The organism is Clostridium formicaceticum (assembly GCF_001854185.1).
GTDB lineage: Bacteria > Bacillota > Clostridia > Peptostreptococcales > Natronincolaceae > Andreesenella > Andreesenella formicacetica.
Genome location: NZ_CP017603.1, coordinates 2,380,598 through 2,394,308 on the forward strand (window position 1 = coordinate 2,380,598; position 13,711 = coordinate 2,394,308).

Sequence of the window (13,711 nt, forward strand, 5' to 3'; positions counted from 1 at the left end):
AATGGAGATTGTGGTACAAAAATACGGGGGCTCATCTTTAGCTACAGTAGAAAAAATAAAAGAAGTAGCTAATAAAGTCATTAAAAAAAAAGAAGAAGGGTACCATGTAGTAGTGATTGTTTCTGCTATGGGTAAAACAACGGATGAACTAATTTCCTTAGCAAAAGGTATAACAGATCATCCAGTACCACGGGAAATGGACATGCTTTTGACCACTGGAGAACAAATTTCTATAGCTTTATTGTCTATGGCTTTAAATGCTAAGGGATACTCAGCTGTGTCCTTCACAGGATCACAGCTTAATATTCAAACTACCTCCATTCATCAAAAAGCTAGAATTAAGGATATCGAAACCACGAAATTAATCGAAGCTTTAGAAGAAAATAAAATCGTAGTAGTAGCAGGATTCCAAGGAGTTACAAAAGACAATGAATATACAACATTGGGACGCGGAGGCAGCGATACCTCAGCTGTTGCCCTGGCTGCTAAGCTAGGAGGGAGATGTGAGATCTATACAGATGTAGATGGTATTTACACAATGGACCCAAGAAAGCTAAAAAGAGCAAGAAAAATAGAAAAAATCAATTATGAAGAGATGATGGAGATGGCTAGCTTAGGTGCTGGTGTGATGCACTATCGCGCTGTTGAACTGGGTCATAAGTATAAAATTCCAATTTATGTTGCATCTACATTTTCTGAAGAAAGAGGAACAATGATAACAAATGGAGGAGATACTTCAATGGAGGAAATCTTAATTACTGGCATGGCTTCAAGTTTAGATGACATACAGGTTACACTATTAAATATTCCTTCTTCTACCAGTAGTTTATATAGATTGTTTGGAGAGTTAGCAGAGGAAGAAGTAAATGTGGATATGATTTCACAAATGCTTACTGAAGACAATAAAATGAATGTCAGCTTTACAATTCCTAAAACAGACCTACACGTTGCAGAAGAAATTGTAGAGAAGTGGAGAGAAGAAGACAGTGCTATTCAGTGGGAGGTTAATACTGACATTGCTAAGATCTCTGTTGTGGGGTTAGGTATGCGTTCTCACTCTGGTGTAGCTGGAAAAGTATTTGAGCTGATGGCAAAAAACAATATTGAAATTAAGATGGTAACAACCTCAGAAATCAAAATAACCTGGGTAGTTGATCAAAAGGATGAGCTAAGAGCCGTTGAAGTAATCGGCAGCGGATTTGGATTGGAGATGGCAGAATGAAAAGAGATTGGATGATGTTGGATGAAAAATATATTCTTCCCACCTATGGTAGAATGCCTATCGTTGTAAAAAAAGGGGAAGGTATGTATATTACTGATGAAGAGGATAATACTTATTTAGATCTATTTTCTGGTTTGGCAGTAAATGTGCTGGGACATTGTCATCCTCAGCTTTTAGATGAATTGAGGGATCAAAGTAGTCAATTTGGGCATATCTCTAACTTTTTTTATAACAAACCTGCTATAGCACTGGCAGAACAATTAGTAGAAGCAACTCTTCCCGGAAAAATCTACTTTTCTAATTCTGGCGCTGAAAGCACAGAGGCAGCTATAAAGTATATTCATAAATATGGACAAGAAAACAACCGTCAGGGGGTTGTTGTGTTCAAAAACAGTTTCCATGGCAGAACTTTGGGGGCCTTGAAGTTAACGAGAATGGAAAAGGTGCAGCAGGATTTTCCTACCCCTGGTTTTCCAGTATATGAGCTTGCAAAGGAAGATTTGCAACAATTAGAAGAAGTATTTCAACAGCATAAACCAGCAGCCTTATTATTTGAGCCTGTTTTTGGCTCAGGAGGACTGCAGGTGATTTCTGTGGCCTTTATTGAAGGTGCAAGAGCCTTGTGTGATCAATATAATGTCTTATTATGCATGGATGAAATCCAGACAGGTATGGGAAGAACAGGTGAACTATTTGCTTACCAATATTCCAACGTTACCCCCGATATTTTATTGTTTGCAAAAGGTGTGGGTGGTGGATTGCCTCTTGGGGGAATCCTAGTAGCAGAAAAGATTGCTCATTATTTTAAAAATGGGGATCATGGTACCACCTTTGCCCCAAGTCCAATTGCTTCAGCTTTAGGCAAGAAAACAATGGAAATTTTACAAGCAGGATTGCTACTTCAATCAAAAGAGGTAGGAGGCTACTTAAAAGAAGAACTACAGAGATTAAAAAACCAGTATCCTGAAATCATAGGAGAAATCCGTGGTAAAGGACTGATGCTGGGGGCTGTTATCTTAAAGAATCATGAGATGCTTAAAGAAAAGTTCGTAGAAAAAAATATTTTAGTCAATATGACAAATGTAAATATTCTAAGATTACTTCCATCATTGATTATTGAAAAGCAGCATGTGGATATTTTCATTAAAAGTTTTGAAGAAATTATTAAAGAGTGGTAGTACTATAATGGAGGGGACCAGTTGGTCCCTTTTGTTTAAAATGTTAAATTTTATACATAGGCGTTAACTTAACCCTATTATTTCCAAAATTCCCTCGCCAATTGTCATCCTGAGCATAGCGAAGGATCTTGAAATAACGAAGAATTTTCTTAATTCTAAGATCCTTCGACTCCGCTTTGCTCTGCTGAGGATGACAAATTATGGATTAAGTTAACGCTAATGAAATTTTATAAGAGACAAAAAATGATTGACAAGAGGGAAAAGTATTTGTTATAATAGAACAAGTATGGGGGATTAGCTCAGCTGGTTAGAGTGCTTGCTTGACATGCAAGAGGTCGGTGGTTCGAGTCCACTATTTCCCACCAAATTTTCGAAAGACAGCCTAAAAAGAGATTTTTAGGCTGTCTTTTTTCTAATAGATAACAAACATGCCGTTTAGGGTGGAAGTCCACCTTTATCGGTATTTTTTTATGCAAGGAGATATAAACAGATAAAAAAACAAAATACTTTTAAATATTAAAAAATTATTGACATATGCCGTAAATTCGGTATAATAAAGTTAAAAATGGCATATGTCAAAAACTAGAGGGGGTGAGGAAGTTATGGCTAGACCGAGAAAGTGGAGAAAAGTATGTTGCTTGCCGGAAAGTGATAGATTTGGACCGCTTAATGCTTCGATGAATGAGACGTGCTTTGTTACGATGACGATTGATGAGTATGAAACCATAAGACTGATCGACTTAAAGAATTTTACGCAGGAAGAATGTGCCAACAAAATGAATATTGCACGAACGACTGTTCAGGGGATCTATAATGATGCAAGAAAAAAACTTGCAGAATCACTGGTGAACGGAAAAGTGTTGAGGATTGAAGGTGGCGATTATAAGCTTTGTGAAGGCTTAGAAAAATCCTGCAGCTGCGGCGGATGTCGTGGGCTTAGATGCGGTGAAGAGTTTATGGAGGACTGTTTTGAATAAATATATTTTGATTATTGATCACATAAAAAATTTATCAAAAGAAGAAAAGTTAAAAACAGGACAAAAATTACCTTCTATAAGATCCCTTGCCGATGAATTTCAATGTAGCACTTTAACGGTGGTTAGAGCTTATAGGGAATTAGAGCAAGAGCATTTTATATATTCTGTTCCCAAAAGTGGTTATTACTTAGTATCAAAACATAAAAAAGGAGAAGTTTTAGACAAATCCTGCATATATTTTTCCACAGTGCTTCCCGATATAAGCATATTTTCTTATGATGAAATTCATCACTGTGTACATCAAGCTATGGAAAGGGATCGAATGCAATTATACTCTTATGGGGAAGTCCAAGGGTTACCCTCATTACTTCAGACCCTTAGAAAACATCTTCAGGATTATCAAATTTTTTGCAAACCCAGTCAAATTGTAGTTACTTCAGGGGTGCAACAAGCAGTGAGTATACTAGCCAATTTGCAATTTCCCAATGGAAAAAATACTATTTTATTGGAAAATCCTACATATGATAGAATGATCAAAAACCTGCAACTATACTCAGTGAAAACGATTGGAATAGATAGAAATTTTAGCGGCATAGATTTAGATAGATTAGAAGAGATTTTCCAAAAAGAAGACATTAAGTTTTTCTATATGGTACCGAGATTTCACGATCCAACAGGCAGCACTTATTCAATGGACCAAAAAAAAGAAATTTTAAATCTGGCTCAAAAGTACGACGTGTATATTGTAGAGGATGATTATTTTCCAGATTTAGATACCAATTCACGTAATGATCCCCTCTACTCATTAGATAATACAGATAGAGTAATTTATCTCAAAACATTTTCCAAAATTTTATTACCTGATCTAAGAATTGCAGCAGTAGTCTTACCAGAAATACTGGTATCGCAATTTCTGAAGTACAAACAATGTACTGATATTCGCACCTCTATTCTTCGACAAGGGGCTTTAGATATTTATATTAGTAATGGTATGTTTAAACGATCAGTGACACACTTAAGAAATATCTATAAAGATCGCATGGACTATTTAAAAAATATTTGTAGTGGATTTAATAGTGAAGTTTTAGATGTAAATATTCCCCATACCGGATTTTTTCTTTCCATGAAATCATCTAAGCCTATAGACTATGACCTTATGCTATCTAAATTTAAAAAAGACAATATTATTATTAAAGACCTTCGGGAAAGTTATTTGGAAAAAAGTCAAGAAGTAGATTTGCTAAAGATTAGTATTTGCAAGACGGACAATAATCAAATTAAAGATGGTATCTTAAAAATATATAATTACTTTCTAAATCAAAGAATTCCTCCAGCTAAAAGAAACAAAGACTATGTTACCTAACTTCAAGCTCACTTATTAATAGGGGGAGCGAGATAACATAGTCTAATATGAATAAAAGACAAACCTAGCTGCTTAAATCTAGTACTAGCTATATTTAGTGCTAGGTTTGTTTTTTACCTAAATTTTTCTTCTAGGGTATAAGACCCTATATGTGTTTCAAAGCTCCAACGAGCTAAAAGAAGTTCACTTGGTTTATGCTTCTGCTTCTGCCAGTGATAAGCCCAAGGCTTCACGTTTTTCTTCTATTCTTTCAATCATTTGCTGCGCTGCTTTACGAGGATCAGGTTCAACATAAAACTTAGCGCCTACGATGTCTTCGGCTTTATTGGTTAGTAGATCAACAACTGTGGCACTACCAGTTACTGGAGGGACCACGCCAAGCCAAGTATCAATACCTGATGTAACGACATAGGTTCCTATTGAAACAGCTTTTTCTGACATCCACTCTGGCGCTGCACCAACTACTGGTAAGGCACTCATATCTACTTGTAATAGCTGAGCAAGCTCAGACACTAATAGAAGAATACGGCTGATATCAACACAAGAACCCATATGAAGTACTGGTGGTATGTCTACCAGTTCACATACCCTTTCAAGGCCTTTCCCAGCAAATTTTCTTGCTTCTTTGCTCATAAGTCCAGCTTTTGCTGCTGCTTGTGCTGCACAACCTGTAGTTACTATGATGATATCATTTTTGATTAATTCCTTCATAAGCTCGATATGTCCATAATCGTGTTTGATTTTAGGATTATTACATCCAACAATTCCTGCTGCCCCTCTTAGAACGCCAGAAACGATACAGTCAGCTAGCGGTTTTAATGTTCCGATCTCATCTATATTAGAATTTACAACTCTGTCCAGTTGATTTTTTATAGCTTCAACGCTATAGCCTACCATTGCAGGAGATTTAGCTTGAGGTATAAAAACTTTCTCTTTATTTCTATTTTTAAAGTTTAAAATTGCTTCTTTAACGATTTGCTTAGCAGATGCTAAGGCTTTTTCTTCCTCAAACTCTATGTGGGTTGCACCAGTAATTTTAGCTTTTGGAGAGGTAGTGATAAATTTCGTATGATAACATTTTGCAAGCGGCGCAAGAGCTGGGAATATGCATTGAACATCAACAATGACAGCCTCTACGGCTCCAGTAATTATAGCAAGCTCTTGTTGTGCGAAGTTTCCGGCTATTTTTATGCCATGTCTCATGGTAACTTCATTAGACGTACAGCACATCCCAGCTAAATTGATTCCCTTTGCACCAACCTCTTTTGCAAGTTGTAGCAATTCTGGGTCTTCTACTGCTAAAACAATCATTTCTGATAGGGAAGGCTCATGTCCATGGACGATAATATTTACTTGATCTTCTTCTAAAACCCCTAAATTTGCTTCTGTTTCTCTTGGCACGGGAACACCAAACAATATGTCACTAAGTTCTGTGCCGATCATAGAGCCTCCCCATCCATCAGCAAGTGAACCTTTCATTCCCTTGTAGATTAAATCCTCTGCATTAGCACAACATCCTATATGTGTAGAGTGCATAATGGTTACGATTTCTTTATCGATGGCACCAGGGATGATTTGGTTCTTTTCCCATACTTGTTTTCTTTGTTCAGGTGCTCTTTCAAGGAGTTTTAAAGCGCCAAATGGTTTTCCAAATTCATTAAGGGCAACCTCTGCTACTTCATGGGCTATGTCATAAATATCTCTATTTTCTGTCTGGATTTTCCACTCCGCAGCTAAATTTAAAAGTTTTTTCTCATCTGTTATTTTATAGTTTCCATCTCTACTAGCCATATGCAAAACATGTGCTATATCTCTTCCGTGGTCAGAGTGGGTGGCTAGCCCACCAGCAATCATTCTAGCTAAGTTTCTAGCAACAATAACATCTGCTGTTGCTCCACAAATACCTCTTTGTGCACCTTTACCTTCTGTAGGACTTATTCTACAGGGTCCCATGGCACATATTCTACAACAAAGTCCTTGCTCTCCAAATCCACAGGGTGTTTTCATCGCTTTTTTTCTATCCCATAGGGTTTCGACACCTTCTTTTTCAGCTTTTCTAGCAAGTTCCTCCGTTACAGGATCAATTGAATAATTTTTTTCTTCCATACAGCATCCCCCTTCAGCATTTTTTAATCTTATAATATCCCCTTAAAGTTTTTCTTAGAGTGATAAACTCTTATTCACACAATACATGTGAAATTATTGTTACTTTTAGTATAATTATAAATGAAACCTATAATCAAGGAGAAAAAAACACATGTGTATTAATACAGATGAACCATAGTGTATTGTTAAAATGACCTCTTCTAGGTGAACAAATTAAGTCACTAACATCAAATCAAAGATTTGGGTTATCTACTTATGCAAGTGGGAGATTAAGCACTACATCCTTGGAGAGTAGCCTATATCAGAAATTGTCCAATAAAAGACTTTAAATTTACAGAATTAAGTGATAAAATAGATTTTAATATTTAGTATATGGATAGAAGAACTACATATTGATGTAGAGCATTTACAGAGTTCAACTAGGACAAGGGGGGAAAGATATTGTTAGATCAAAAAAATGTTTCACTTCTTTTAAGTGAATTAAAAGAAGCGAATAAAAATATGGCTAATGTCGTAAAAAGTATCGAACAAATAACATCACAGACAAAGCTATTGTCTTTAAATTCTGCTATAGAGGCTGCTAGGGCAGGAGAAGGGGGCAGGGGATTTTCTGTAGTAGCACAGGAGATACAAAAACTTGCTGATAGAAGTTCGGAGGCTAATAAAAAGAGTAATATGTTGATAGGTGATATACAGGAAAAGGCCAATGAGGTTATTGCTGTAAGAACAGCTGATTTAGCTTTTGATATTATAGATAAAATAGACAGAAACTTGTTTGAAAGAAACTGTGATGTACAAGCTTGGGCGACTTTCCATTTTATAAAAAACGCTTTGATAGAGAAAAGTCGTGAAAATGCTGATGGTGCAATCAATCTAATCAATCGTATTCTTGATATTTATGAGGTTTACTACGATTTATTCTTAGTAGATATTAATGGTGAAGTAATAGCTACTGGTAGAAATAAGAGTCTAATAGGTACCAACAAAGGCCATACCGAGTGGTTTAAGAGCACATTGGAAAAAAATGATGTCTATGTAACGGATATGTATTATTCAGAAGATATGAAAGGATATACCATCTCTTATTCCTGTCCTGTAAGAGATGGGGGGGGCAAAACATTGGGTGTATTTTCTACACGGTTTGACTGGAGGTTTATCTATGATATTATAGATAATGCAAAAATTAGTGAAAAAGGGAATATCTATGTCATCAACAAAGAAGGCGTAGTTATAGCTTCTAATGATCGGACACGAATTTTAAAGGAGAAGCTTACCCACTTGAAGGCTGTGCAGGCAGTATTAAAGGGAGATGAATACGGTTATACCTTAGAGAAGGATAAGCGTGGTAGAATGCAGTTAATTGGTTATGCTCATACCAAAGGATATAATGCTTATAAAGGAAAAGATTGGTCCGTCATAGTGAGTGAACCAATGGAATAAAAATGATATTTTGCATCTAAAAAAGCATCTATCTAAGTAAATTGATAGATGCTTTTTCTTTTAGGAAATCCAGTCTAGTCTCTTACAATCTATAGGATGCATGTGTTATAATATGGATATATCTTCTTATATTTGGATTTTAATAACTATGTAAATGGGTTACCCTTACTTTAAAAATTAGATAAAATTGTAAAGGTAACCCTCAGTGTATTAAAATCCATAGGAATATACCCATAACATTAGGAAAAATACATAACTTGTTATAAACTTTATAAAAGGGCCAAGGGAAAAACGAAAGAAAAAGATATAGAATTAAAGGAGTGGAGATTTTGAGGGAGAAAACGGGTGACAAGATAGAGGAAGTACTGTTACAAACCATGTGTGAGATGCAAAAAGGTATGGCAAAGCAACAAGTAAAAAGAGACAATACTTTATGGAAGAAGATAAGCGTTCCATATACCTATAAAGAGATGCTGACGTCTCTTGCGAAAAATGAATTAACAGAAATTAGGCAAAATTTAAGGCTTCAGGGGATAAGCAAACTAAAAAAACAACCGTTAATAGAAGTATTAAATGAAAAAATGCTTCAAAATCTTCCTATAATATTATCGAAGATGGATACTGGACGATATCAACTAATAAAAGAAATTGTAAATAATGAAGGGGTTCTTTATAAATTTCACTTAAAAAGACATGAAATAGAGTACTATCGTAGCAGAGGATTAATATTTACAGGGATTGTAGAGGAGAAAAAGGTAATAACAGCTCCTGAGGAATTTGTAAAGGTTTTGAGGGATATGGCAGATCATCAGGAATTGCTTGATAAATTAGAGCGGAATGAAAAATGGCTTAGATTAACCTATGGACTTTTATATTATTATGGTTTTTTAAATATAAATACCTTGGTAAATATGGTAGAAAAACTACTAAGTTCTTCGATAAATTTGACGGAATATTTGGAAGTGATAGAGGATTCAATGAACTATTATAGACAAATAACAAAAGTCCAGGAAGGATATTCCCACAAAAAGGTTTCTGATGTAAAAAAACTAAAAGAACAATTAAAAGAGAGAACAGATTTAAGCTACTACCCTTTTTCCTATGATGAAATATATGAAGCAGGGGGAATCGGTTTTATTGATAAAAACGATGGATACGAGAGAATGGCAAAACTTATCAAGGATCACTATAATATCATGCCTAAAGAGGCTGGAAGTTTGGTGGAAGAGTGTGTTTATGCTATTCGCACGGGAGAATCCATTAATAATATCGTACAGTTTATTCAGCGTCACCTAGAAATACCTAGTTTTGAAATGATGAAAAAATTTACAGAGGAAATTATTTACCTTAATAATAATACAAGACAGTGGATGATTAAAGGTTATACGCCAGAAGAACTATCACAAAGAGATAAATCACAACTTAAGCAAATAAAAACCTCAGATACTGGTGAAGTTATCAGCATGAAGACCAAAAAGAAAATAGGAAGAAACGACCCCTGTCCCTGTGGAAGCGGTAAAAAATTTAAGAAGTGTTGCGGACAGTAAGGGAAATGCAAATCAATTTAGAAAATATACGTAGAAGCTTTGTATATTTTAAGATATATCTATGGTAAAAGTTAATACTGTGAAAAGAATTTTATTTTAAGTTAGGGCTGACTCTGTAGGGAAATTAAGGGTTTAAAATTTATTCTAGGAGGAAGGAATATGTTAGAAATTCAGCAGGGGTTTAGCAGTAATCCAGATATGGCCAGTGCCATCAAAGAAGTAGTTCACCAAATCCAACAGGATGAGGTGAAATTTGTTATATTTTTTTCTAGTACGAAGTATGACTTTCAACAGGTTTCAAAGGAAATAAATGCAGCATTTGAAGGTGCAGAAGTAATAGGAAGTACTTCTGCTGGGGAAATAGGCAAGCATGGCTTTTCTAATCATTCTCTTGTTGCTATGAGTATTTCATCGAAGGACTGGATCGCCTCTACAGTGATTATTGAAAATATTCATTCGAAACCTATGTTATACAGAAAAAATGTCATACAAGCCTTCGAAAAAACCGGTTTAAATCGAAATGATCCTGCTTTACACCAAAAATCTTTTGGTATTTTGTTGGTAGATGGTCTTCAGGCTGCGGAAGAAATGGTTTTATCTGTCATTCACTCTATTTTTGAAACAGATCAGTTTCCCTTAGTTGGAGGAAGTGCAGGAGATGATCTGAAGTTTGCTGAGACCTATGTAAGTGCCAATGGAAAAGTGTACAATGATGCTGCTGTACTTACCTTTGTGAAAACCAGCCATCCTTTTTGCACCTACCGAGAGAATATCTTTGAGCCTACAGAACATACTTTACTTATTACAAAGGCAGATATCCGAGGAAGAATTGTGTACGAGATGAATGGTATGCCTGCAGCTGAAGCCTATGCTTCAAAATTAGGCATACCGACAGCAAATTTAGCAGAAAAAATGGAAACATACCCTATTGGACGTATGTATGCTAAAAAAGTTTGGATATCTACCCCTTTTAAAATATTGGACAAGGGTGCTATCCAATTTTATAGTCAAATTTTTCCTAATACGATGGTCTCTATATTAAAGCCCATTGATCCTGTTTTAGTAGCTAGAGAGACAGTGAAAAATATTAAAGCACAATTACCAGGCGTGAAGGGTGTCATTGGTTTTAATTGTATTGTAAGGCTCCTTCAGTTTCAGAAAGAAAAAGCCTGTGAAAAGGTTTATCAGGAACTATCTGATTTAGGAGAAGTAGTAGGCTTTACTACCTATGGAGAGCAGTATGGGAAAGTGCATATTAATCAAACCCTTACTATGCTTGCAATTGGAGAATAGTATGGTTGATAACAATGCTAAAACTTGTATATTTGAGGAGGGCAGATCTAGTGAAATGGAAATTTTTTAATAAGACAACAAAAGAAAAGTCAGGGCATAACAACATAAAACCTATGGATGTGCAGGAAGTGCTAGATACCAAGAAAGATCAAAGCCACCAACAGGAGCTACTGGAGGTTGTTGAAGATATTACCCAGCTTATTAGAAAAACAATTGAAAAAACCAGCGAAACGAATGGATTCATTGCTCAACAAAATAATATCATGGTACAGAATGTTATGCAGGAAAGTGCAGCACTTCAAGAGGCAGATGCCAACGTAAATGAAGTGGTGACGCATATTGAAAACATATCTCATGTCACTGGAGATGTGGCTAAAGCAACCAACGAAGCCTTTAATCTAGCGACACAAGGCAATGATATCGTTGCTTCCTTAGGGGAACAAATGCAGGTAATTGATACAACCTTTAAGCAATTTCTTGGCATCATAGATTTATTAAAAAATAATTCAAAAGAGATCGAAGGCTTTACCAATACCATACAAACCATTTCATCACAGACAAATTTACTTTCGTTGAATGCTTCTATTGAAGCTGCCCGTGCTGGAGAACATGGCAGGGGGTTTGCGGTGGTAGCAAATGAAGTTAAAAAACTTTCAGAGGAAACAGTACAGGCCTCTAGTGAAATTAATCAAAAAATACAGAACATGACCAGAACCATGGAGGAAACCTACAGCAAAATTGAGAAGAGTGTAGAAGAAATCGCTAAAGGGATGGAAATAACCAATCTTACAGAGAGCATTTTTGATCGGATGTTGAAGTTCCAAACACAAATAAATGATAAAATGAATGAAATTTGGAGTACTACAGAAGTAAACTCTAATAAGATTGCTATGATCGCAGAAATATGGCATCAAATTTCTAAGCATGCTATGGAAAATGCAGCTAGTATGGAGCAGTTAGCGGATAAAAATGAAGAACAAACCGTTCATTTTATAGATTTACTATCCTTTGTTTATCAAATGGAGGATATTTTACAGGATTTAAAGAAGGAAATTTATGAAGGCGTGAAAAAAGACCAGAGCAATTAAAAGTAAATTGCTTAGAAAAGAGTCAGTCTCCGATCATGATGGGGCTGACTTTTTAAAGTTTTTTATGGGACTTATGCGAAAACATAGATGAAAATTGGTATAATAAATAGCGTATAGGAGGAGAAGCTATGGAGAGAGTAAATGCAATTCTAAATCACCCTCAGTATGGTGTATATTTGCAAAAAAACATGGAAGCTGAAAAGGATCGTATCTTTTGTCGGCATAATCTACAACATTTTTTAGATGTAGCAAGAGTAGGTTACATTATTGCTCTTGAAAAAAAGTTTAATGTATCAAAGGAAATAATTTATACAGCTGCATTGCTACATGATATTGGTCGATGGAGGCAATATGCTGATGGGACAGACCATGCTGCTATGAGTGCAATGCTATCGAAGGATATATTAAAAGACTGTAATTTTTCTGAAGATGAAATACAACTTGTATTAACAGCTATAGAAAAGCATAGAAAAGGAAAAAATTTAGTATCAGAATTAGACTTTGTTTTATATGAAGGAGACAAAAAATCTCGTCCCTGTGTGGCGTGCAAAACAATAGAAGGCTGTAACCGATTTAAAAAGGATGAAAAACCAGAGATACAATATTAGTGATATGTGGAAGGAAGGATCTTGGTAGAAAAATAAATTGTTAAAAATTTATCTTTTTTATTTTTTCTTGTTTTTATGGATATAGTTTAGTTTTTTCAATAGATGTAGGAGATTGTTATGAGAAAAACTCTTTTTTGAAATACATTTTTTCGACGATATTCCTAGAATTTCGTTTGACGATAAAGCTTGAAAGCGTGTATAATTTAGTTGTAAAAAAAATTTCAAAATTTTGTTTTATTATTTGTAGCTATTTTATAGATAGCACTCTAAAACTAAAGGGGTGAAGGGCTTGATATTAATGATTGACAATTATGACTCGTTTACCTATAATTTGACACAGTATTTATCTAGTTTAAAAGAGAAGGTAGTAGTATATCGTAACGATTGCATTACAATAGAAGATATCGAGAAATTGAATCCAGATATTATTGTGCTGTCCCCGGGTCCATGTACGCCAAATGAGGCAGGTATATGTATGGATGTAGTCAACAGATTCAAAGGAGAAATTCCTATACTAGGTATATGTTTAGGACATCAAACCATCGGACAAGTATTTGGTGGTAATGTTATCAAGGCTATGGAACCTGTCCATGGCAAAGTACATCCAATATATCATACCGATGAAGGTGTGTTTAAGGGATTGAATAACCCTTTAAACGTTACCAGATATCATTCTCTCGTAGTGGATAGGGAATCACTGCCAGAGTGCTTTGAAATTACTGCAGAGACCTCCGAGGGAGAAATTATGGGTATTAGGCATAAGCAGTATAAGATTGAAGGTGTACAGTTTCATCCTGAAGCAATTTTAACAGAAATGGGTATGGAACTTTTAAATAATTTTTTAGTGACAGCGAAACAGCGGGAATTGGTATCAGCAAGCTAAAAAACC

Annotated in this window: 11 protein-coding genes and 1 tRNA gene; 11 read left to right on the plus strand and 1 reads right to left on the minus strand. The window is 35.4% G+C overall.

Annotation, left to right across the window (positions count from 1 at the left end):
* The first annotated feature begins 1 nt into the window (after window position 1).
* The 5 genes from BJL90_RS10530 to BJL90_RS10550 all read left to right on the plus strand — a co-directional run bounded on the left by BJL90_RS10530 (window position 2) and on the right by BJL90_RS10550 (window position 4,740).
* Entirely contained in the window at window positions 2-1,222 is a 1,221-nt protein-coding gene (locus BJL90_RS10530) for an aspartate kinase (protein ID WP_070967593.1), read from the plus strand.
* On the plus strand, window positions 1,219-2,400 hold the full coding sequence (locus BJL90_RS10535) for an aspartate aminotransferase family protein (RefSeq protein ID WP_070967596.1): 1,182 nt from the start codon (window positions 1,219-1,221) through the stop codon (window positions 2,398-2,400). Before BJL90_RS10530 ends, BJL90_RS10535 begins: the two co-directional genes overlap by 4 nt.
* Window positions 2,401-2,688: 288 nt before the next feature.
* Window positions 2,689-2,765, plus strand: a tRNA-Val gene (locus BJL90_RS10540).
* Window positions 2,766-3,002: 237 nt separating this feature from the next.
* Entirely contained in the window at window positions 3,003-3,377 is a 375-nt protein-coding gene (locus tag BJL90_RS10545) for a DUF134 domain-containing protein (RefSeq protein WP_070967598.1), read from the plus strand.
* On the plus strand, window positions 3,370-4,740 hold the full coding sequence (locus tag BJL90_RS10550; RefSeq protein ID WP_070967601.1) for an aminotransferase-like domain-containing protein: 1,371 nt from the start codon (window positions 3,370-3,372) through the stop codon (window positions 4,738-4,740). Before BJL90_RS10545 ends, BJL90_RS10550 begins: the two co-directional genes overlap by 8 nt.
* A gap of 192 nt (window positions 4,741-4,932) precedes the next feature.
* Here the strand turns inward: BJL90_RS10550 and cooS are convergent, their stop codons facing one another.
* Entirely contained in the window at window positions 4,933-6,846 is a 1,914-nt protein-coding gene (gene cooS, locus BJL90_RS10555; protein ID WP_070967604.1) for an anaerobic carbon-monoxide dehydrogenase catalytic subunit, read from the minus strand.
* A gap of 441 nt (window positions 6,847-7,287) precedes the next feature.
* Here cooS and BJL90_RS10560 point away from each other — a divergent pair, with 441 nt between their 5' ends.
* The 6 genes from BJL90_RS10560 (at window position 7,288) to BJL90_RS10585 (ending at window position 13,705) form a co-directional block, all read left to right on the plus strand.
* Window positions 7,288-8,286: a methyl-accepting chemotaxis protein gene (locus BJL90_RS10560; protein ID WP_236904895.1), complete on the plus strand. Its 999-nt coding sequence runs from the start codon at window positions 7,288-7,290 to the stop codon at window positions 8,284-8,286.
* A gap of 329 nt (window positions 8,287-8,615) precedes the next feature.
* Window positions 8,616-9,833 (plus strand): SEC-C metal-binding domain-containing protein, encoded by a 1,218-nt coding sequence (locus BJL90_RS10565; RefSeq protein WP_070967609.1) that lies wholly within the window; start codon window positions 8,616-8,618, stop codon window positions 9,831-9,833.
* Between the two features lie 159 nt (window positions 9,834-9,992).
* Complete coding sequence (locus tag BJL90_RS10570; protein ID WP_070967612.1) at window positions 9,993-11,126, plus strand: FIST signal transduction protein; 1,134 nt, start codon at window positions 9,993-9,995, stop codon at window positions 11,124-11,126.
* A 50-nt stretch (window positions 11,127-11,176) separates the two neighbouring features.
* The gene (locus tag BJL90_RS10575; protein ID WP_070967615.1) at window positions 11,177-12,214 is read left to right on the plus strand and encodes a methyl-accepting chemotaxis protein; all 1,038 of its coding nucleotides are present in this window, start codon (window positions 11,177-11,179) and stop codon (window positions 12,212-12,214) included.
* Window positions 12,215-12,342: 128 nt separating this feature from the next.
* Window positions 12,343-12,822: an HD domain-containing protein gene (locus BJL90_RS10580; RefSeq protein WP_070967619.1), complete on the plus strand. Its 480-nt coding sequence runs from the start codon at window positions 12,343-12,345 to the stop codon at window positions 12,820-12,822.
* Window positions 12,823-13,111: 289 nt separating this feature from the next.
* Window positions 13,112-13,705: an anthranilate synthase component II gene (locus BJL90_RS10585; RefSeq protein ID WP_070967622.1), complete on the plus strand. Its 594-nt coding sequence runs from the start codon at window positions 13,112-13,114 to the stop codon at window positions 13,703-13,705.
* Window positions 13,706-13,711 lie beyond the last annotated feature (6 nt).

Bases quoted from the DNA above. Each gene is read 5' to 3' on its own strand.
- BJL90_RS10535 (WP_070967596.1), top strand. From the start codon at position 1,219: ATGAAAAGAGATTGGATGATGTTGGATGAAAAATATATTCTTCCCACC.
- BJL90_RS10545 (WP_070967598.1), top strand. From the start codon at position 3,003: ATGGCTAGACCGAGAAAGTGGAGAAAAGTATGTTGCTTGCCGGAAAGT.
- BJL90_RS10530 (WP_070967593.1), top strand. From the start codon at position 2: ATGGAGATTGTGGTACAAAAATACGGGGGCTCATCTTTAGCTACAGTA.
- BJL90_RS10580 (WP_070967619.1), top strand. From the start codon at position 12,343: ATGGAGAGAGTAAATGCAATTCTAAATCACCCTCAGTATGGTGTATAT.
- BJL90_RS10570 (WP_070967612.1), top strand. From the start codon at position 9,993: ATGTTAGAAATTCAGCAGGGGTTTAGCAGTAATCCAGATATGGCCAGT.
- cooS (WP_070967604.1), bottom strand. From the start codon at position 6,846: ATGGAAGAAAAAAATTATTCAATTGATCCTGTAACGGAGGAACTTGCT.